Origin of the sequence: Microbacterium sp. ZW T2_14, from assembly GCF_044987405.1 — a bacterium.
In the GTDB taxonomy this organism is placed as follows: domain Bacteria; phylum Actinomycetota; class Actinomycetes; order Actinomycetales; family Microbacteriaceae; genus Microbacterium.
Map to the genome: position 1 here is coordinate 19,494 of NZ_JBJDRK010000035.1, position 20,733 is coordinate 40,226.

At 70.1% G+C, this 20,733-nt stretch carries 18 protein-coding genes; 13 read left to right on the forward strand and 5 right to left on the reverse strand.

Translation table 11 applies throughout. The annotated features are described in order from the left end of the window. Position 1: 1 nt before the first annotated feature. The 5 genes from ACI3KY_RS12750 to ACI3KY_RS12770 all read left to right on the forward strand — a co-directional run bounded on the left by ACI3KY_RS12750 (position 2) and on the right by ACI3KY_RS12770 (position 6,097). Entirely contained in the window at positions 2-1,735 is a 1,734-nt protein-coding gene (locus ACI3KY_RS12750; RefSeq protein ID WP_404930543.1) for an ABC transporter ATP-binding protein, read from the forward strand. Continuing rightward, entirely contained in the window at positions 1,732-3,876 is a 2,145-nt protein-coding gene (locus ACI3KY_RS12755) for an ABC transporter ATP-binding protein (protein WP_404930544.1), read from the forward strand. Before ACI3KY_RS12750 ends, ACI3KY_RS12755 begins: the two co-directional genes overlap by 4 nt. Positions 3,877-4,022: 146 nt before the next feature. Beyond that, positions 4,023-5,036, forward strand: a complete 1,014-nt coding sequence (locus tag ACI3KY_RS12760; RefSeq protein WP_404930545.1) for an aldo/keto reductase family protein — start codon at positions 4,023-4,025, stop codon at positions 5,034-5,036. Between the two features lie 21 nt (positions 5,037-5,057). Then, positions 5,058-5,543 (forward strand): NUDIX domain-containing protein, encoded by a 486-nt coding sequence (locus tag ACI3KY_RS12765; RefSeq protein ID WP_404930546.1) that lies wholly within the window; start codon positions 5,058-5,060, stop codon positions 5,541-5,543. A gap of 191 nt (positions 5,544-5,734) precedes the next feature. Continuing rightward, entirely contained in the window at positions 5,735-6,097 is a 363-nt protein-coding gene (locus ACI3KY_RS12770; RefSeq protein ID WP_404930547.1) for a VOC family protein, read from the forward strand. 308 nt (positions 6,098-6,405) lie between these two features. Here ACI3KY_RS12770 and ACI3KY_RS12775 read toward each other — a convergent pair whose 3' ends face one another. Further along, positions 6,406-6,786 carry a hypothetical protein gene (locus ACI3KY_RS12775; protein WP_404930548.1) on the reverse strand — a complete coding sequence of 127 codons (381 nt, stop codon included), beginning with the start codon at positions 6,784-6,786 and terminating at the stop codon, positions 6,406-6,408. 19 nt (positions 6,787-6,805) lie between these two features. Here ACI3KY_RS12775 and ACI3KY_RS12780 point away from each other — a divergent pair, with 19 nt between their 5' ends. Beyond that, a complete protein-coding gene (locus tag ACI3KY_RS12780; protein ID WP_404930549.1) occupies positions 6,806-8,272 on the forward strand; it encodes a PLP-dependent aminotransferase family protein in 1,467 nt (488 codons plus the stop codon). A gap of 156 nt (positions 8,273-8,428) precedes the next feature. On the opposite strand, the gene ACI3KY_RS12785 is transcribed toward ACI3KY_RS12780, so the two are convergent. Genes ACI3KY_RS12785 through ACI3KY_RS12800 form a run of 4 tightly spaced genes read right to left on the reverse strand, consistent with a single transcriptional unit; the run spans position 8,429 to position 11,997 of the window. Next, a complete protein-coding gene (locus ACI3KY_RS12785) occupies positions 8,429-8,959 on the reverse strand; it encodes a ribonuclease H (protein ID WP_404930550.1) in 531 nt (176 codons plus the stop codon). Between the two features lie 10 nt (positions 8,960-8,969). Continuing rightward, positions 8,970-9,440, reverse strand: a complete 471-nt coding sequence (locus tag ACI3KY_RS12790) for a helix-turn-helix domain-containing protein (protein ID WP_252787573.1) — start codon at positions 9,438-9,440, stop codon at positions 8,970-8,972. Between the two features lie 17 nt (positions 9,441-9,457). Continuing rightward, positions 9,458-11,077, reverse strand: a complete 1,620-nt coding sequence (locus ACI3KY_RS12795) for an ABC transporter permease (protein WP_404930551.1) — start codon at positions 11,075-11,077, stop codon at positions 9,458-9,460. Continuing rightward, complete coding sequence (locus ACI3KY_RS12800; protein WP_404930552.1) at positions 11,074-11,997, reverse strand: ABC transporter ATP-binding protein; 924 nt, start codon at positions 11,995-11,997, stop codon at positions 11,074-11,076. The genes ACI3KY_RS12795 and ACI3KY_RS12800 overlap by 4 nt, the downstream gene beginning before the upstream one ends. A gap of 164 nt (positions 11,998-12,161) precedes the next feature. Here ACI3KY_RS12800 and ACI3KY_RS12805 point away from each other — a divergent pair, with 164 nt between their 5' ends. From ACI3KY_RS12805 to ACI3KY_RS12835, 7 genes are all read left to right on the forward strand, one after another. Beyond that, positions 12,162-12,956 carry a GntR family transcriptional regulator gene (locus tag ACI3KY_RS12805; protein WP_404930571.1) on the forward strand — a complete coding sequence of 265 codons (795 nt, stop codon included), beginning with the start codon at positions 12,162-12,164 and terminating at the stop codon, positions 12,954-12,956. Beyond that, positions 12,953-14,497: an MmgE/PrpD family protein gene (locus ACI3KY_RS12810; protein ID WP_404930553.1), complete on the forward strand. Its 1,545-nt coding sequence runs from the start codon at positions 12,953-12,955 to the stop codon at positions 14,495-14,497. The genes ACI3KY_RS12805 and ACI3KY_RS12810 overlap by 4 nt, the downstream gene beginning before the upstream one ends. Positions 14,498-14,597: 100 nt before the next feature. Then, a complete protein-coding gene (gene prpB, locus ACI3KY_RS12815; RefSeq protein WP_404930554.1) occupies positions 14,598-15,497 on the forward strand; it encodes a methylisocitrate lyase in 900 nt (299 codons plus the stop codon). A 96-nt stretch (positions 15,498-15,593) separates the two neighbouring features. Beyond that, entirely contained in the window at positions 15,594-16,784 is a 1,191-nt protein-coding gene (locus tag ACI3KY_RS12820) for a bifunctional 2-methylcitrate synthase/citrate synthase (protein WP_404930555.1), read from the forward strand. Between the two features lie 4 nt (positions 16,785-16,788). Beyond that, positions 16,789-17,241: a hotdog fold thioesterase gene (locus ACI3KY_RS12825; protein ID WP_404930556.1), complete on the forward strand. Its 453-nt coding sequence runs from the start codon at positions 16,789-16,791 to the stop codon at positions 17,239-17,241. 60 nt (positions 17,242-17,301) lie between these two features. Next, positions 17,302-18,480, forward strand: coding sequence for a thiolase family protein (locus tag ACI3KY_RS12830; protein ID WP_404930557.1), 1,179 nt, complete (start codon positions 17,302-17,304; stop codon positions 18,478-18,480). Between the two features lie 123 nt (positions 18,481-18,603). Beyond that, a complete protein-coding gene (locus ACI3KY_RS12835) occupies positions 18,604-20,730 on the forward strand; it encodes an MDR family MFS transporter (protein WP_404930558.1) in 2,127 nt (708 codons plus the stop codon). Positions 20,731-20,733 lie beyond the last annotated feature (3 nt).

The following is a 20,733-nucleotide window of genomic DNA, read 5'->3' on the forward strand; positions in this document are numbered from 1 at the left end:
CGTGCTCGCCAAACTCCTCGTCCGCTATCTCAAACCGTCCGGCTGGCTGCTGCTCGGTGTGCTGGTCTTCCAGTCCGCCTCAGCGCTGGCCTCCCTCTACCTGCCCAGCCTCAACGCCGACATCATCGACAACGGTGTGTCGAAGGGCGACACCGAATACATCTGGCGCACCGGCACCGTCATGCTGACGGTGTCGCTCGCCCAGATCGTCGCCTCGATCATCGCCACCTACTTCGCGGCGCGTGCCGCGATGAAGCTGGGCCGCGACGTCCGCGACGACATCTTCGAGCGCGTCTCGGGTTTCTCGGAGCGCGAGGTCACCGGATTCGGCGCCGGCTCGCTGATCACCCGCAACACGAACGACGTGCAGCAGGTGCAGATGCTCACGATGATGGCCGCCACCTTCCTCGTGACGGCGCCGCTGCTCGCGATCGGCGGCATCGTCCTCGCCATCGAGCAGGCCGCGAGCCTCGCCTGGATCATCGCGGTCGCTGTGCCCGTGCTGCTCGTGGTGGCGGGTCTCGTCATCGCGCGCATGGTGCCGCTGTTCCGCAGCCTTCAGGCGAAGCTCGACGGCGTGAACCGGGTGATGCGCGAGCAGCTCACCGGCATCCGCGTCATCCGGGCGTTCGTCCGCGAGCCTCTGGAAGAGGAGCGCTTCCGCGTGGCCAACACCGAGATCATGGTCGTCGGACGCAAGGTCGGCTCGCTCTTCGTGGTGCTGTTCCCGGCCGTCATGCTCATCCTCAACGTCACCGTCATCGGCGTGATCTGGTTCGGCGGCATGCAGGTCGACTCCGGCGAGATCCAGATCGGCACGCTGTTCGCCTTCATGCAGTACGCCATGATCATCCTCTCCGGCGTCATGATGGCGAGCTTCATGACGCTGATGATCCCGCGCGCCGCGGTGTCGGCGGAGCGCATCGGAGAGGTGCTCGACACGTCGTCGTCGCTCGAGCGGCCCGCGGGTGCGCCCGCCGACTTCCCCGCGCCCGGCGCCGTCGAGTTCAAGGACGTCACCTTCACCTACCCGGGCGCCGAGCACCCGATCCTCTCGGGCATCAGCTTCCGCGCCGAACCGGGCGAGACCGTCGCGGTCGTCGGCTCGACCGGCGCCGGCAAGACCACGCTGATCTCGCTGATCCCGCGCCTCTTCGACGTGACGGACGGTGCCGTCGAGGTGGGCGGTCTGGACGTCCGTCGCGCCGATCTCGACGCCCTCTGGGCCACGATCGGGCTGGTGCCGCAGCGTCCGTTCCTCTTCTCCGGCACGATCGCGTCCAACCTGCGGTTCGGGCGGGAGGAGGCGACGGATGCCGAGCTGTGGCACGCACTCGACATCGCCCAGGCGAGCGACTTCGTGAGCCAGATGGACGGCGGACTGGACGCGCCCGTCTCTCAGGGCGGCACCAACGTCTCGGGCGGCCAGCGCCAGCGTCTCGCGATCGCGAGGGCCATCGTGCACCGGCCGCGCGTGCTCGTCTTCGACGACTCGTTCTCGGCGCTCGATCTCACCACCGACGCGAGACTGAGGCAGGCGCTGTGGCGCGAGCTGCCGGACGTCACGAAGATCGTCGTCGCCCAGCGCGTCTCGACGATCACCGACGCCGATCGCATCGTCGTGCTCGACGACGGCGGCATCGTGGGCCTCGGCACGCACGAGCAGCTGCTCGAGACGAGCCAGACCTACCGCGAGATCGTCGAATCCCAGCTCGGAGCGGAGGTGGCCCGATGAGCCCCGAACAGCAGGCCAGTCCCGAACAGCAGCCGAACACCGGAACGTCACCACGCCGGGGCCGCGCCCGCGACGCCATCGCAGAGCTGAGCCCCGAGGAGAAGCTCGAGATCGAGCTCGGCGAGCAGGCTCGCATCTCGGCCGACGACTGGAGCGGCGCGGTCGCCCCAGGAAAGGCCGCGCACTTCGGGCCGTCGTTCCGCCGGCTCATCGGGCTGCTGCGTCCCAACGCGGTCGGCTTCATCTTCGTGTCGATCCTCGGCTCGATCGGCGTCGTGCTGGCCGTGCTGTCGCCCAAGGTGCTCGGCGAGGCCACCAACATCCTCTTCGAGGGCGTCGTGTCGTCGATGGCGCCCGTCGGCGCCACCCAGGCGCAGGTGGTGCAGGGTCTCGAAGCCACGGGTGAGCAGGATCTCGCCAACATGGTGGCGGCGATGGAGCACTTCGTCCCCGGCGCCGGCGTCGACTTCCTGGCGCTCAGCCGGGTCCTGCTGATCGTGCTCGCGCTGTACTTCGCGTCGTCCCTTCTGATGTGGGTGCAGGGCTACGTCATCAACGTCATCATGGTGCGCGTCATGTGGCGCCTGCGCGAAGACGTCGAAGCCAAGATCAACCGCCTGCCGCTGCGCTACTTCGACCGGGTGCAGCGCGGCGAGCTGATCTCGCGCGTCACGAACGACATCGACAACATCACGCAGATGATGCAGCAGTCGCTGTCACAGGCGCTCACGAGTGTGCTCACCGTGATCGGCGTGCTCATCATGATGCTCACGATCTCGTGGCAGCTGACGCTCGTCGTGCTGGTGAGCTTCCCGCTCATGGCCGTGCTGTTCGGCGTCATCGGCCCGCGCTCGCAGAAGGCGTTCGGCATCCAGTGGCGCAAGGTCGGCCGCCTCAACGCACGCGTCGAGGAGTCCTTCTCCGGCCACGCACTGGTGAAGGTGTTCGGTCGCGAGCAGGCGGCGCGGGAGGCGTTCCGCGCCGAGAACGAGGAGCTCTACCAGGCATCCTTCAAGGCGCAGTTCCTGTCGAACATCATGATGCCCGCGATGATGTTCATCGGAAACCTGACGTACGTCGGCATCGCCGTCTTCGGCGCGCTCATGGTCGCGAGCGGTCAGCTGCGCCTCGGCGACGTGCAGGCATTCATCCAGTACTCGCAGCAGTTCACCCAGCCGCTGTCGGAGCTGGGCGGCATGGCTGCGGTCGTGCAGTCGGGCACCGCGTCGGCCGAGCGGGTGTTCGAGCTCCTGGACGAGAGCGAAGAGGAGCCCGACGCACCGGATGCCCCGGCACCGGTCGACGGCGACGGCACCATCGAGTTCCAGGACGTCGCCTTCTCGTACACGTCCGAGCGTCCGCTCATCCACGACCTGTCGTTCCGGGTCGAGCCGGGCCAGACGGTGGCGATCGTCGGTCCGACCGGCGCCGGCAAGACGACGCTCGTGAACCTGCTGATGCGCTTCTACGAGCTCGACGGCGGTCGCATCCTCCTCAACGGACAGGACATCGCGCTGCTGACGCGGCGGGACATCCGGGCCAAGACGGGCATGGTGCTGCAGGACCCGTGGCTGTTCGCAGGCACGATCCGCGAGAACATCCGCTACGGACGCGCTGACGCGACCGACGACGAGATCCTCGCTGCCGCGCGGGCCACGTACGTCGACCGCTTCGTGCACTCGCTGCCCGACGGCTACGACACGCTCCTCGACGAGGACGCGTCGAACATCTCGGCCGGCGAGAAGCAGCTCATCACGATCGCGCGCGCGTTCGTCGCGCAGCCGTCGGTGCTCATCCTCGACGAGGCGACCAGCTCCGTCGACACCCGCACCGAGCTGCTGCTGCAGCACGCCATGGCGGCGCTGCGCGAAGGCCGCACGTCGTTCGTGATCGCGCACCGCCTGTCGACGATCCGCGACGCCGACCTCATCCTCGTGATGGAGAACGGCGGGATCGTCGAGAAGGGCACGCACGACGAGCTCATCGTCGCGAAGGGCGCGTACTTCCGGCTCTACAACTCGCAGTTCGAGCAGGCGGCGACGGATCTCGACGAGGAGGCGCGCGCGCTGGCCGAGGCCGGCGAGCCGCTGACCGAGTCGGCCGACGACGCGACCGAGGACGAGTCGGCGAGAGTGATCTGACCGACCTCTGACGACGGATGCCGCGACCCGCGGTCACGCGCCGGGTCGCGGCATCCGTCGTTCCGGCCTGTCATCCCGCGCCGGCGTTCGGCGTCGGCTGAGCGGGATCGCGCCGGTGACCCCGCCGGGGCAGGTAGCGTTTTCCCATGGTCAATTACCGGTACCTCGGAAACAGCGGTCTCAAAGTCAGTGAGATCACCTACGGCAACTGGGTCACGCACGGCTCGCAGGTCGACGACTCGGCAGCCATCGCCACCGTCCACGCGGCGCTCGACGCCGGGATCACGACCTTCGACACCGCAGACGTGTACGCCAACACGCTGGCGGAAGAAGTCCTCGGCAAGGCGCTCACGGGTCAGCGCCGCGAATCGCTCGAGGTCTTCACCAAGGTCTACTTCCCGACCGGCCCCAAGGGCCCCAACGACACCGGCCTCAGCCGCAAGCACATCTTCGAGTCGATCAACGGGTCACTGAAGCGTCTCGGCACCGATTATGTCGACCTGTACCAGGCGCACCGCTTCGACTACGAGACGCCGCTCGAGGAGACGTTCCAGGCGTTCGCCGACGTCGTCCGTCAGGGCAAGGCGCTCTACATCGGTGTGTCGGAGTGGACGGCGGAGCAGCTGCGCGAGGGTCACGCGCTCGCCAAGAGCTACGGCATCCAGCTCATCTCGAACCAGCCGCAGTACTCGGCGCTGTGGCGCGTCATCGAGGGCAAGGTCGTGCCGGCCTCCGAAGAGCTCGGCATCTCGCAGATCGTCTGGTCGCCGATGGCCCAGGGTGTGCTGTCGGGCAAGTACCTCCCCGGTCAGCCGGTGCCCGAGGGCTCGCGCGCCACGGACGAGAAGAGCGGCGCGGGATTCATCAAGTCCTTCCTGCGCGACGAGGTGCTCGAGGCGGTTCAGGCGCTCAAGCCGGTGGCCGAGCAGGCCGGTCTGTCGATGCCGCAGCTCGCCATCGCGTGGGTGCTCCAGAACAAGAATGTCGCGTCGGCCCTGGTGGGGGCGTCGCGTCCGGAGCAGCTCGCCGACACGGTCAAGGCCTCGGGCGTCGTGCTCGACGCCGACACGATGGCCGCGATCGACACCGCGCTGTCGGGTGTCGTGTACGACGACGCCGAGAACACCTACACCGTCTCGCCCAAGACCCGCGTGGCCTGACGCTTCGGCAGGCACACGACCGTGATCACCAGCGCCGGCATCCTGCTCTATCGGCTCGCGCCCGACCTCGAGGTGCTCCTTGCACACATGGGCGGGCCGTTCTGGGTGAGCAAGGATGCCGGCGCCTGGTCGATCCCGAAGGGCGAGTTCGCCGAAGGTGACGAGAGCGCGCTGGATGCCGCGCGCCGCGAGTTCCGCGAGGAGCTCGGCGTCGACCCGCCCGAGCCTCCGTACGCCGAGCTGGGCACGTTCGCGTACTCGTCGGGCAAGCGGGTGACGGTGTTCATCGCCGACGGAGCGCGCTTCTCGCTCGACGAGCTCGCGTTCGGCGAGTTCGAGCTGGAGTGGCCGCCGCGCTCGGGGCGGACGGCGACGTTCCCGGAGGTCGACCGCGTGGAGTGGACGACCCCGGATGCCGCGCGCCAGCGACTCGTGAAGGGCCAGCGGCCCGCGATCGACGCGCTCGAGGCGCACCTCGCCGAGGCGTCCTCCTCCTCCTCCGCCTGACCGCCCCCGGCCCTCCTCGCCCCTCGCCCCTCGCCCCCTCGTCCCCCGTCACCCCGCGAGAGTGCATCTGGTGGACGAGAGGATGGGTGGTTCCCTGCCCCTCGTCCACCAGGTGCACTCTCGCGGGCTCTTGTGGGTCGGGCGAGGGCCGCGGAGACTGACCGGGTCGAATCCGCACGAGAGGAATCACCATGGCTCACGGCGACATCACGCACATCGACATCCCCGTCACCGATCTCAGCAAGGCGTCGGAGTTCTACTCGGGACTGTTCGGCTGGCAGATCGCAGAGGTGCCCGGCTACGAGGGCTACCCGATGTGGCGGGCGCCGAACCAGATCTCGGGCGGCGGCCTCGCGCCTCGCGAGGACGGCTTCACCCAGCCCCGCTCGTACGTCGAGGTGGACTCCATCGACGAGACGGTGGCCGCGGCGAAGGACGCCGGCGGCACGGTGCTGATGGAGAAGAACCAGATCTCGCCCACGAGCTGGTGGGCGGTCATCGGCGACCCCGACGGCAACGCGATCGGTCTGTACGAGGGCACCACCGAGAGCTGAGCCGAGGTCGAGCCCGTCGGCGCCCCGACGCGGCAGTTTCCAGCGACCGCGCCATCGCGATACGGCGCGCTCGCAGAGAACTGCAGCGCTCGCACGCGCGCGCCCGCGCACGGGTGAGCCCGAGGCCCGCCACTGCGCTCAGCCGAGCCGCAGAAGTGCACGGCGGACGGATGCCGGGGCCGGCGCAGGTCAGCGATCAGGCGAGTCGCAGATGCGGTCTGCGCGCGAGCGCGGCAGTTCCCGGCGAGCGCGCCATCGCGAGACGCCGCGCTCGCCGGGAACTGCAGCGCTCGCGCGCGCGTACCGGCTCAGGTGAGCCGGAGACGCGGGCGGTGAGCGGATGCCGCGGCCGACGCGGGTGCGCGCCGGCCGGCGGTCGCCGGGGTGAGCGGTCGAGTCGCGGTGGCGATCGCGTCGCCCGCGACATCTCGCAGCCGGACATCGCGCAGTGCCGGCGTCGCGCGGAGGCGTGAGGTGATCGCGCGCACGAGGGCCACGGGTGAACGCGGAGTCAAGGCCGGCGCGGCGTCCGGTGCGAGGCCGGCCAAGACCCCGGCGAGCAGGGGCCTGAGCGCTTCGTCGTGGGAACGGGCGTCGTCGGCGCCGATCCACGCGATGAGCTCGTCAATGGTCCAATCTGATGCGACTGGCCCGATCGTGGCGGATGCGGTGGCGTCTGACGTGAACATTGGACCAGAATGCGATGCTATGACGACTGTTCACAGGGCCAATGAGCGGCTGGTGGACCACCGGGTGGCACTCGGCGGCACGGTCGAGGCTTCCCGGCTGGCCGGTCGCCTCGGCCGGTGGGCGCACGGCGACGGCACCCTCACGGTCCAGCTCGCGCAGGCGATCGCCGCGCTCATCCACGGTGGCGAGCTGCGGCCCGGCGACCGCCTGCCGGCGGAGCGAGCGCTCGCGGGGGCGATCGCGGTCTCGCGCGGCACGGTCGTCGCGGCATACGCGCAGCTGAGCGAGGACGAGCTCGTCGAGCGGCGGCAGGGGAGCGGCACCCGGGTCGCCGGGCACCTCGGCGGTCCGTTGCCGACGCGGGAGCGCACCGCCCGCGGGGAGGGCCTGTTCTCGGCCCTGCCGTCGGGCATCGACCTGCTCCGCGCCGTGCCGGCGATGCCGCCGCTGGCCCTGGACATCGTGCGCGCGCACGCCCCGACCCTCGATCCGGTGACGCTGGCCGAGACCGATCCTGCCGGGCTGGCGATCCTCCGTGCGCGCCTGGCCGCACTGCTGGAGGAGGAGGGCACGCCGGCGACCGCCGCTCAGATCCTGGTGACGCACGGCGCCCAGCAGGCCATCAGCCTCGTGGTGGACGAACTCGTCTCACCCGGCGATGTCGTGCTCACCGAGTCGGTCACCTGGCCCGGCCTCGCCGACTCGGTGCGCCGGCGCGGGGGCCACGTTCAGGGCGTGACGATCGGCCCCGACGGCATCGATGTGGACGAGCTCGAGGCGGCGATCGTGGCGTTGCGCCCCGTGCTCGTCGCCGTGAACCCGCACCACCACAACCCGACGGGCACGCGCCTGCCGGCGGCGGGACGGCAGCGGATCGCCGACCTGTCGGCGGAGTACGGCGTGCCGGTGCTCGAGGATCGCGTGCTCGCGCACGTCTCGTTCGACGGGGTGGTGCCGCCGACGCTCGCCGCCCTGCGCCCGGACGCCCCGATCATCGTCGCCGATTCGCTGTCGAAGTGGTGCTGGTCGGGGCTGCGTGTCGGCTGGCTGCGCGCCGATCCCGTGCTGGTGCGCCGCCTGCGGGCGCTCCGCCAGCTCGTGGATCAGTCGACCAGCGTTCCGGCTCAGCTCCTCGCCCTCGACCTCGTCGAGGAGGCGCGGGCGCTGCGGCGCTCCGTGAGCGAGACGCATGCCCTCGCGTCCGCCCAGTTGATCGCCGCGATGGCGGAGCACCTGCCCGAGTGGGAGGTGACACCGCCGCGCGGCGGGCTGGCCGTTTGGGCGCGACTGCCCGTGGGATCGGCGACGGCGCTCTCCCGCATCGCCTCGATGCGCGGCGTGGCGGTCGCGGGCGGCACCGAGTTCACGGCATCCATCACCTACGACGACCACATCCGGGTTCCCTACACGGCACCGGAGGCGCTGCTGCAGGAGGGCGTGCGACGGCTCGGCGAGGCGTGGCGGGAGTATCGGGCGCAGCTCTGAGCGACTTCGGCGCCGTCCGCGATTCCCTCGCAGCCGCCGTGACTCGGGCATCTGCCGGGAATCGTGTTCGTCGGCGCGAAGCGTCCGATTCCGGGCAGATCGCCGAGGTTCGGCTCCTGTCGACCCCCGGCGGGAGGGCCGGGCGCAGCTCCGAGCTCAGCGGCCGTTCTTGGGGCGCGTCGAGACGTCGATGCGGTCCTGCGCGCCGAGCGACGACCATGCGCTCGCGGTGCCCTTCGCCGCGTGCTCCGAGGCTCGCACGGCCCGTTCGTCGGCCCACGCGTTGAGCACGTGGCCCGAATGCCCACGGACGTGCTCGAGCACGACGTCGGGCAGACCGGCGGCGCGGCGGGCGTCGCGCGCGACGATCAGCTGCTCGAGGATGTCGACGTTCTTCGTCGGCGCACCGGTCGAGGTCTTCCAGCCGCGGCGGCGGTGGCCGTCCATCCACTTCGTGTAGGTGTCGATCGCGTACTTCGAGTCGGCCTGCACGACGAGGTTCTGGACGTCGGAGTGGTCCTCGATCGCCTTGAGAAGGCCCATCAGCTCGCCGACGTTGTTCGTGCCCAGCGGGATCGCCCCGGCGGCCCAGTGCCCGTCCTCACCGACCCACGCCCAACCCGTCGGCCCGGGGTTGCCCTTGCAGGCTCCGTCGGTGGCAACGATGTAGGAGGTCGCGTCAGTCACTCGGGCAAGGCTACCGTGCGCCCGAGGAGCGCTCGGCCCGCCATTCCGCCGCGAGGTGCGGCATCCGTTCCGCCAGATACCTCAGGAAGTCGGCGACGTCGCGCGCTCTCGCAACGGATGCCGGCGCGCCGTCGTTGGCGTCGGCGATGCGGTCGATGTGGCCGGCGAGCGCGGAGTAGAGCGGGGCGTTCGCCGTGATCATCCCCGACCACGCGTCGTCGGTCAGGTCGTAGCGGTCGCGCCGGTCTCCGGGCCGCGACAGCCGCTGGATCAGCCGCATCGACACCAGGTATCGCACCGCTCCCGACACCGCCGCCGCCGACACTCCCAGGCGGTCGCCGAGCTCGGCCGCGGTGTAGCCCTCGTCGGGCGAGCCGACGAGGGCCATCATCACGCGTGCGGGCATGCGCGCCATGCCGGCGCCGGTCAGCATCGCTGCCGCCTGCTCGGCGGCGTCGACGCCGGGATGCTCGCTGGTCACATCGCCCCCTTCGATGACTATCCTCCCGCTTCGAGTTCCCGCCGGCGCATCAGCCCGAGGGATGCAACGGCGCCGGCGACGATCGCGAGCAGCAGCCACCACATCCCGCGCAGATCCACCGCGCTCTCGCTCGGCACGGGGGCGACAGAGAACGGAGACAGGTTCGTCACCCACTCGGGGAGGCCCAGGAGCGGCCCGAAGAGCCCGAACACGATCGCGACAGTGATGAGCGTCCACCCGAGCGGGATGGTCCATCGCGGCGCGATCGTGAAGACGAGCGCCGTCAGGACGAGGAACACGGAGGCCGCGATGACCTGACCCCATGCGGCGACGAAGGCGTCGCCGGTCAGATCGGCGCCGTTCTCGTTGCCCGTGGCGCCGGCCCATGCCCCGACGAACGCGGCAGCGCACGTCAGGACGATGGCGATGAACCCGACGACCACGAAGTCGGCGAGCCATCTCACCCGCTGCACGGGGGAGGCGAGGACAGGTTCCGCGGTGCCGTGCGCCTCCTCCTGCCGGGCCCGGGCGACCGTCTGCACACCGGCGCACGCGGCGAGCAGCCCCACCATCGTGAAGAACACCACGACGACCGCCTGTTCGAGGTCGGCTTCGGCCGACAGGGACTTGAGCATGTCGGCGACGGCCGGGTTGTCCGCGCCCATCTCGTTCACGACGGCCCCGAGCGATGTGGAGAGCGCGCCCGCGAAGAACGCGCCCGCCATCCATCCGATCGTGGATCCGGTGGCCAGCTTCGCCACGAGCGCCGTGGGCGATGACAACGTGGAGCGGGCGTCGGTGCGGCCCGGGCGTTCGGGGACGATGCCGGCCCCGAGGTCGCGCACGGACTGGAGAGCGAGCGCGGCCCCCGCGAACAGGACGAACGCGCCCAGGCACAGGAGTGCGGGCCACCAGAGGTTCTCGTCGAACGCGCGGGTGTTCTCAGCCCATCCGAACGGCGAGAGCCAGGTCAGCCAGGAACTCTCCATATGGGTGAGGTCGTCGCTCGGAGTGCCGAGGGCGTTGCCGATGCCGGCGAGGAAGTACGTCACCAGAAGCACCCACACGGCCAGGGAGTTCGCGCCGCGCGACGTGCGCATGAGCTGCGCCGAGAAGAGGGCGATGCCGAGGTACGTCAGCCCGCCGCACGCGGCGGTGAACCCGGCCAGCCAGGATCCCTCGGCCGGCGACCCGCCGCTGAGGAAGGCGGCCGCGACGAGGATGCCGAGCACGAGGTTGGCGAGCACGCCGTGGACGATGGTCGCGACCGTCGGCATGCTTCTTCCCGCGGTCGTCGCCGCGACGAGCTCGAGGCGCCCCGCCTCCTCGTCGCCGCGCGTGTGCCGCACAGCGAGGAAGGAGCTCATGAAGGCGGCCATCATCACGAGGAAGGGCATCAGGAGGAAGACGATGAAGGCCTGCTCACCCGGGCCGGACGGCAGCCCACGGAACAGGAGGATCACCGGGTTGGCCATGACGGTGGCCAGCAGCGCCGTGCGCTCCTGCTCCGTGCCGTAGGTGCTTGCGGCGCCGGACAGGCCCGCGAGGGCCAGCGCCATGGTGCCGACGATCCACAGCGTCAGCTGCAGCCAGTCCCGCCGGAGCCGCTGCCCGAGCAGGGTCGTGAGGCGGCTCATCGCCCGTTCCCCTCCAGCGCAGCGAGGTCGTCGCCGTAGTGGCGCAGGAAGAGCTCCTCGAGCGAGGGCGGCGCCACGCGAAGCCCGGCGACTCCCAGGCGCGAGAGCTCCGGGAGCACGCCCGTGACCTGGTCGCTGTCGACCGTGAAACGGACGCGGCCGTCCTCGACGAGGGCGTCGTGCGCGGCCGGGAGCGCTGCGACGGGTGCGGCATCCGTCCCCTCGTACGAGACCTCCGTGCGGGTGAGGTGACGCATGTCCGCGAGGGTCCCGCTCTCGACGATCCGTCCGGCGCGGATGATCGATACGCGATCGCACAGCTGCTCGACCTCCGACAGGATGTGGCTCGACAGCAGCACGGTCGCACCGCCGGCGTGGACGCGGGCGACCTCGCGCCGGAACATCACGTCCATGAGCGGGTCGAGTCCGCTCGTCGGCTCGTCGAGGATGTACAGGTCGGCGGGCACCGCGAAGGCGGCGATGAGCGCGACCTTCTGCCGGTTGCCCTTGGAGTAGGCGCGACCCTTCTTGCGCGGGTCGAACTGAAAGGCCTCCATGAGGCGGGCCTTCTCGTTGACGTAGGCCTTGTGGTGGCGAGAGGCCCCGCGCAGCCGCGCGAGAAGGTCGATCGACTCGCCCCCGGACAGGTTGGGCCACACACTCACGTCCCCCGGGATGTAGGCGACCCGTCGGTGGATCGCCACCGCGTCGCGCCACGGGTGAAGACCGAAGACGGATGCCTCGCCGCCGGTCTTGCGCGCGAGTCCCAGCAGGACGCGGATGGTGGTGGACTTGCCGGCCCCGTTGGGTCCGAGGAACCCGTGGACCTGACCCTCGTCGACGCTGAGGTCGAGCCCGTCGAGGGCGTGGACGCGGCCGTAGTGCTTGGTGAGGCCGCTGGTGCGGATGATCGTGGACATGGCGCTGAGGCTACGCCGAATTCACAAATTCCTGAATATCCCTCACGCTTTCCTCACGATCGCACTGGCGTTGTATACGTTGGTGCCCGAACTTGGCGTCGACGGTGCGCCCCGGCCTGCTTATGTATACACTGGCGAGGGTGTGGAACGAGGAGGTGGTGCGGATGCGGGCCAGCGACCGCGCGTACGCGACACTCCTCGACGAGATCCAGTCCGGCATCCTGCGCCCCGGCGCCGTCCTCGGCGAGGTCGAGCAGGCCGCCCGGCTCGGGGTCAGCCGCACCCCGCTGCGCGAAGCGCTCGGCCGCCTCGCCGCCGACGGGCTCGTCGCGCAGCAGTCGCCGCGCGTGACGGTGGTGACGGCGATCGACGCGGGTGACATCCGCGAGATCTTCGAGGTGCGTCGCGCCCTCGAGGAGTCCGCTGCCCGTCTCGCCGCCGAGCGCGGCGATGCCGCCGCCTTCTCGGAGCTCGCGCGCTCGTTCGCGCGCGTCGACCTCGCAAGCGCGGAGACGGATGCCGCGGACACCGCCCACCGTTCCCGCAGTGACGACGGCACCGACGCCTACTACGCCCTCATCGAGCGCTTCGACCTCGCACTCGACGCGGCGGTCGCCAACGACTACCTGACTGCGGCACTGCGCACCGTGCGCACGCACCTCGTGCGCGTGCGACGGCTGGCGCGCGACAATCCCGCCCGGCTGGCCGCATCCGTCGCCGAGCACCGCTTGATCGCGGCCGCGATCGGCGCGCGCGACGCGGATCTCGCCGCACACGCCACGCATGTGCACCTGCACAACGCGCTCCACAGCATCCTCGAATCCCTCCGCGCTTCGACGGGCTCGGCGACCGGCACGGCCCCCGCGGCCGCGACCGGCGCTGCGACCGCCCCGGTCCTCGCGACCGGTCAGCTTCCTGAGTCCGTCGAAGGGCCCGCACCAGTGAAAGGCCGGTCATGACCGTCATCCACCACCTCCGCGTCCACCGCAGCGACGAGAACCTCGCGCGCGAGGGGCAGCTCGCCTGGCACATCGCCGAGATCGCCGCCGACCCCGTGGCCGTCGACGAGGACGTGGTCGACATGATCATCAACCGCGTGATCGACAACGCGGCGGTGGCCGCGGCATCCCTCACCCGTGCACCGGTGAGCGCCGCCCGCCAGCAGGCCCTCGACCACGCCGTGTCGGTCGGCGGCTCGGGCGCGACAGTGTTCGGCTGCGCGCTCGACCGCAAGACCAGCCCCGAGTGGGCGGCCTGGGCGAACGGGGTCGCCGTGCGCGAGCTCGACTACCACGACACGTTCCTCGCGGCCGAGTACTCGCACCCGGGCGACAACATCCCGCCCATCGTGGCCGTCGCGCAGCACGTCGGCGCCGACGGTGCCGCACTCGTGCGCGGGCTCGCGACGGGCTACGAGATCCAGATCGACCTGGTGCGTGCGATCAGCCTGCACAAGCACAAGATCGACCACGTCGCGCATCTGGGCCCGTCGGCGGCGGCCGGCATCGGGACGCTCCTCGGCCTCGATGTCGAGACGATCTACCAGGCGGTCGGCCAGGCACTGCACACCACGACGGCGACGCGGCAGTCGCGCAAGGGCGAGATCTCCACGTGGAAGGCGCACGCCCCCGCCTTCGCCGGCAAGATGGCGGTCGAGGCCGTCGACCGGGCGATGCGCGGCGAGACGTCGCCCAGCCCCATCTACGAGGGCGAGGACGGGGTCGTCGCGTGGCTGCTCGACGGACCCGACGCCACCTACGAGGTGCCGCTGCCGGGTGCGGGCGAGTCCAAGCGCGGCATCCTGGATTCGTATACGAAGGAGCACTCGGCCGAGTACCAGGCGCAGGCCTGGATCGACCTCGCCCGCAAGCTCCACGGCGAGCACCCCGTGCTTCGACAGGCTCAGCAACCGGGTTCTGAGGTCAACGTCGAGTCGATCGTGCTGCACACCTCGCACCACACGCACTATGTGATCGGCTCGGGCGCGAACGACCCCCAGAAGTACGACCCGACGGCCTCGCGCGAGACGCTCGACCACTCGATCCCGTACATCTTCGCGGTCGCGCTGCAGGACGGCGGCTGGCACCACGTCGACTCGTACCTGCCGTCGCGGGCGGGCCGCGAAGACACCGTCGCGCTGTGGCACAAGATCACCACGGCGGAGGATCCCGAGTGGACGCGCCGCTACCACTCGGAGGACCCGAACGAGAAGGCGTTCGGCGGCCGCGTCGAGATCCGGCTGACGAACGGCGAGACGATCGTCGATGAGATCGCCGTCGCCGACGCCCACCCGCTCGGCGCGCGGCCGTTCGCGCGCGAGGACTACGTGCGCAAGTTCCGGCTGCTGGCGGAGCCCGTGCTCACCGCCGACGAGATCGAGCGCTTCCTCGGTCTCGCCCAGCGGCTGCCCGAACTGACACCCGAAGAGGTGCAGCAGCTGACGATCGTCGCCGACTTCGGCGTCCTCGCCGGTGCCCCGGCCCCGAAGGGGCTGTTCTGATGCGCCTCGACACGCTCAGCGACCGGGGGTCGGACTCCCGGTCGTCCAGCGAGCGAGTAACGAGCGAGACTCGACGGCCCCAGCCCACGAGGAGCCTCTGATGCTGTACTCCACCGTCCCCGCGCACGAGAAGCGCCGGCTGTTCCGCGAGCGGCTCGCGACCGGGGAGCTGCTCCGCTTCCCCGGCGCGTTCAACCCGCTGAGCGCCCGGCTCATCGAGCGCAAGGGCTTCGAGGGCGTCTACATCTCGGGCGCCGTCCTCAGCGCCGATCTCGGCCTGCCCGACATCGGCCTGACGACGCTGACCGAGGTCGCCGGGCGTGGGCAGCAGATCGCGCGGATGACCGACCTGCCGGCGATCATCGACGCCGACACGGGCTTCGGTGAGCCGATGAACGTGGCGCGGACGATCCAGACGCTCGAGGACGCGGGCCTTGCGGGCACCCACATCGAGGACCAGATCAACCCGAAGCGCTGCGGCCACCTCGACGGCAAGGCCGTCGTCGACGAGGACACCGCCATCAAGCGCATCCGGGCTGCGGCGGACGCTCGGCGCGACCCGAACTTCCTCATCATGGCGCGCACCGACATCCGCGCCGTGGAGGGGATGGATGCCGCCACCGACCGTGCGAAGGCCCTCGTCGATGCGGGAGCCGATGCCGTCTTCCCCGAGGCGATGCGGACGCTCGAGGAGTTCGCCGCGATCCGGGCGGCCGTGGACGTGCCGATCCTCGCCAACATGACGGAGTTCGGCAAGTCCGACCTGTTCTCGGTCGACCAATTGCGCGACGTCGGCGTGAACATGGTCATCTGGCCGGTGTCGCTGCTGCGGATCGCGATGGGCGCGGCATCCCGTGCACTCGATACGCTCATCGAGGACGGGCACCTCGCTTCGAAGCTGGGGGAGATGCAGCACCGGGCCGACCTCTACGACCTCATCGACTACGAGCAGTACAACCACTTCGACCAGGACGTCTTCAACTTCCAGATTCAGCGGTGACACACCCCGTTCCGCAGTCACAAACCGCCCCGATCCAGGATCCGGATCGACGCGTTGTGACGGCGGAGCCGGAGTGAAGAGGCAAAGGAGCAGAGCATGACCGAACCCGACATCAAGAAGGGACTCGCGGGCGTCGTCGTCGACTACACGGCGGTCTCGAAGGTCAACCCCGAGACGAACTCGCTGCTGTACCGCGGATATCCGGTGCAGGAGCTCGCCGCGACGCAGTCGTTCGAGGCCGTCGCGTACCTGCTGTGGCACGGCGACCTGCCGACCGACGTGCAGCTGGCTCAGCTGCGCGCCACGGAGCGGGCCTACCGCCACCTCCCGGCCGATGTGCGCGCTGCGATCGACCTCGTGCCGATCGATGCGCACCCCATGGACGAGGTGCGCACCGCCGTGAGCCTCATCGGCGCCCGCGATCTCGCCGGCACCGGCTCGGTGCTCGAGGTGAGCGGCAGCGCGGAGGAGAACCTGGCACGCAGCGTCCGGCTGTTCGCGGTGATCCCGGCGATCGTCGCCTACGGTCAGCGTCGCCGCCGTGGCCAGCAGCCGATCGCCCCGCGCGACGATCTCGACTACGCGGCGAACTTCGTGTGGATGACGTTCGGCGAGGAGGCCGACCCGGTCGTCGTCGATGCCTTCAACCGCTCGATGGTCCTGTACGCCGAGCACTCCTTCAACGCCTCGACCTTCACGGGCCGCGTGATCGCATCGACGCTGAGCGACCTCTACTCGGCGGTCGTCGGTGCCATCGGCGCCCTCAAGGGGCCGCTGCACGGCGGCGCCAACGAGGCAGTCCTGCACATCTTCGACGAGATCGGCACGGCTGAGAATGTCGGGCCGTGGCTCGACGAGGCGCTCGCGGAGAAGCGCAAGATCATGGGCTTCGGGCACCGCGTCTACAAGCGCGGCGACTCCCGCGTGCCGACGATGAAGGCCGCCCTCGACACCCTCGTCGAGCACTACGACCGGCCCGACGTGGCCGCGCTCTACGACACCCTCGAGTCGGAGTTCGTGTCGCGGAAGGGCATCTACCCGAACCTGGACTACCCCTCGGGCCCGGCCTACAACCTCATGGGCTTCGACACGCTCACCTTCACGCCGCTCTTCGTCGCCGCGCGGGTCACCGGCTGGACCGCGCACATCATGGAGCAGCTCGCCTCGAACGCGCTCATCCGCCCGCTGTCGGAGTACAACGGCCCCGATGAGCGCCACATCGAGGGCTATGTCCCGGATGCCGCGATCCTCGCCGTCGCCGACCGCGACGAGGAAGCGGCGGGCTGACCGGATGAGCCTCTGGCACGGTGCGGATGCCGTCGATCTGGGCGCGATGGCGGCGGGAACGCTCATCGAGAACCTCGGCATCGAGATCGTCGAGATCCGCGACGACGCCCTGGTGGGGCGCATGCCGGTGGACCGTCGCACGGTGCAGCCGGCGGGTGTCCTGCACGGCGGGGCATCCGTCGCGCTGGCCGAGACGCTGGCGTCGTGGGCCGGCTATCTCGCCGTGGACCGCGAGCGGTTCCACGTCGTGGGCCAGGAGATCAACGCCAATCACATCCGCCCCGTCTCGTCGGGCTGGGTGACGGCGACGGTGACGCCGGTCAACATCGGTCGTCGCGTGCACGTGTGGGAGATCCGCATCGTCGACGAGGCCGGCAAGCTCGTGTGCATCTCCCGGTGCACGCTCGCCGTCATCGAGCAGCGCAGCACCTACTCGACGCCCGAGACGCGCGGCTGATGACGGATGCCGCGGCCCGCGGCATCCGGGGCCGTCCTAGGCTCTGAGGAGGAGGCATTCATGCGCAGCGCAGTCATCGTCGACGTCGTCCGCACCCCGTCCGGGCGCGGCAAGCCCGCGGGAGCGCTGAGCGGGGTGCACCCGGTCGACCTCGTCGCCGGAGTGCTCACGTCGCTGCTCGAGCGCAGCGGGCTGGAGTCCCGGCAGATCGACGACGTGCTCATGGGATGCGTCAGCCAGATCGGCGATCAGTCCCTCAACATCGCGCGGCAGGCCGTGCTCGCGGCCGGCTTCGACGAGACGGTGCCCGCGGTGACGATCGACCGCCAGTGCGGATCGAGCCAGCAGGCGGCGCACTTCGCGGCGCAGGGCGTGATCGCCGGGGCGTACGACATCGTGATCGCTGCGGGCGTCGAGTCGATGAGCCGCGTGCCGCTGGGCTCCTCGGCACACGGCGGTACGGTCTCGCAGGGCGTGGCGCACCGCTACCCGGACGGCCTCGTGAACCAGGGCGTGTCGGCGGAGCTCATCGCGCAGCGGTGGGGATTCGCCCGCGACGAGCTCGACGCGTTCTCGGCCGAGTCGCATCGGCGGGCGGCGGATGCCTGGACCCGTGGCGCGTTCGATTCGCAGGTGATCCCGGTGCTCGCCGGTGACGCCGATGCTGTCGCGTTCGACGAGACGGTGCGCGCGGGGACGACCGTCGAGTCGCTGGCCGGACTGAGATCCGCCTTCCGCACCGACGCGCTCGCCGCGCGCTTCCCCGACCTCGACTGGCGCATCACCGCGGGCAATTCGTCACCGCTCACGGATGCGGCATCCGCCGTCCTCATCATGAGCGAGGAGAAGGCCGCCGAGCTCGGCCTGACGCCGCGGGCGCGCTTCCACTCGTTCGCGGTCGTCGGCGACGATCCGATGATGATGCTGACGGGGCCGATCGCCGCGACGCGGCGAATCCTCGAGCGCGCGGGGCTGGGCGTCGACGACCTCGACGCCTACGAGGTGAACGAGGCGTTCGCCTCGGTGCCGCTCGCGTGGCTGCGCGAACTCGGCGCCGACCCCGCGAAGCTCAACCCGTGGGGCGGCGCGATCGCCCTCGGCCACGCCGTCGGCGCATCGGGTACGCGCCTGCTCGGCACGCTCGTGTCGTACCTCGAGGCGACCGGCGGCCGCTACGGCCTGCAGACGATGTGCGAGGGCGGCGGCATGGCCAACGCCACGGTCATCGAACGGCTCTGAGATCGAACGGCGCTGAGGTCGACCGGCGCTGACGGCCCCGACGGGGTCACGCGGTCTACGATGGGCCTGACCTGACGACGACGGCGTCGCCGATCCCATCGCTGACTGCATATCGGGAGTGTCATGTCCGAGACCCGCGTCACGTCCGAGGCCACTGCCGCGCCGATCATGACCCACCGCATGATCATGTTCGTCATCTTCGGGCTGATGGCGGGCATGTTCCTGTCGGCACTCGACCAGACGGTGGTGGGCACGGCCATCCGGACGATCGGCGACGACCTGCACGGTCTCAGCCAGCAGGCCTGGGTGACAACGGCCTACCTGATCGTCTCGACCATCTCGACGCCGATCTACGGCAAGCTGTCCGACATCTTCGGCCGGCGGCCGCTGTTCATCATCGCGATCGTCATCTTCGTGATCGGGTCGATCCTGGCGGCGTTCGCCACCTCGATGCTCGAGCTGGCCGCGTTCCGCGCCGTGCAGGGCCTCGGTGCCGGCGGCCTCATGTCGATGCCGCTCGCGATCATGGGCGACATCCTCGCGCCCCGCGAGCGCGCCAAGTACCAGGGCTACTTCCTCGCCGTCTTCGGTGTCTCCAGCCTGCTGGGGCCGCTCATCGGCGGACTGTTCGCCGGTGCCGACCAGATCCTGGGGATCGCCGGCTGGCGCTGGGTCTTCCTCATCAACGTGCCGATCGGGCTCGTGGCGCTGGGCATCGTGGTGCGGTTCCTGCACATCCCGAAGCGGCCCCCTCACTCGGTGCGCATCGACTGGTGGGGCGCCACCACTGTCATCATCGCGCTCGTGCCGCTCCTGCTGGTCGCCGAGCAGGGCCGCGAATGGGGCTGGGAATCGCCGCTCGCCATCGGGTGCTACATCGTCGGCGGCCTCGGGGTCATCGCGTTCATCATCGTCGAGGCCGTCATGAAGGACGACGCCCTCATCCCCCTGAAGCTGTTCCGCTCGTCGACGTTCTCGATGGCGACCGTCATCGGCGTGTTCGTCGGGTTCGGCATGTTCGGAGCGATGCTGACGATCCCGCTGTACCTGCAGCTCGTGCTCGGCTCGACGCCCACCGAGAGCGGTCTGCAGATGCTGCCGATGATCCTCGGCATGATGATCGCCTCGATCGGCAGCGGCCAGATCATCTCCCGCACCGGGCGGTACCGCATCTTCCCGATCCTGGGCACGGCATTCCTGTCGATCGGCTTCTTCTGGCTGACGCATCTGCAGTACGACACGTCGTACTGGTTCATGGCGGGCGGCATGCTGGTGATCGGCCTGGGCCTCGGCCAGTTGATGCAGACCCTCACCATCGCGAGCCAGAACTCGGTCGGCCTCCGCGACATGGGCGTGGCGACCAGTTCCTCGACGTTCTTCCGGCAGATCGGCGGCACCCTCGGCACGGCCGTCCTCCTGTCGCTGATGTTCGCACTCATGCCGCAGAACATCCAGGTCTCGTTCGCCGACGAAGCGACCTTGACCTCGGCGCTCGACGCGGCGTTCGACCCCGAGGTCGCAGACGCGCCCGAGAACGCCGACATCATGGCGAAGATCTACACGCCCATCGTCACCGAGACGACCGACGCGACCACGGCGAAGCTGCAGGAGGGCATGGATCAGGCGACGGATGCCGCCACCCAGGCGGTGGCCGACCAGGTCGAGGCCGGGCAGATCCCTCCCGCGCGGCAGGCGGCGGCGACCGAGGCGGCCGTCGCGCAGGCCCAGCAGGCGGCGCTGACCGAGATGCAGAAGCAGGTGCCGGTCGCCCGTGTCTCGGATGACGGACAGGTGAGCCTGGACTTCTCGGACGCCGACGAGCGCGCCGAGTTCGTCGACACGCTGGTGCCGACGCTGCTCGACCAGTTCGCCGACGGCGGCGGCGACTCGCAGATCGATGACAGCACGATCGACGACACCTCCTTCCTCGTCGGCGCCGACCCGCGCTTGAGCAAGCCGCTGCTGGTGGCGTTCAACGACTCGGCGGTGTCGGTGTACTGGGTGGCGATGTGGGTCGTGATCATCGCCTTCGTGCTGTCGCTGTTCTTCAAGACGCCGCCGCTGCGGGCGAAGTCCGCGCTGCAGGAGGCGGTCGACGACGACGCGGCGCTCTCGGCCCAGCGGGCGGCGAATCAGACCGGAGCACCGGTCGACATCGACACCGGCGGCATCCGCGTTCCTGCCGGGGCCGGGGCGGGGGCAGCGCCGCTCACCCGTCGGGAGGCGCGCGAGGCCCGACTGGCCGAGTGACCG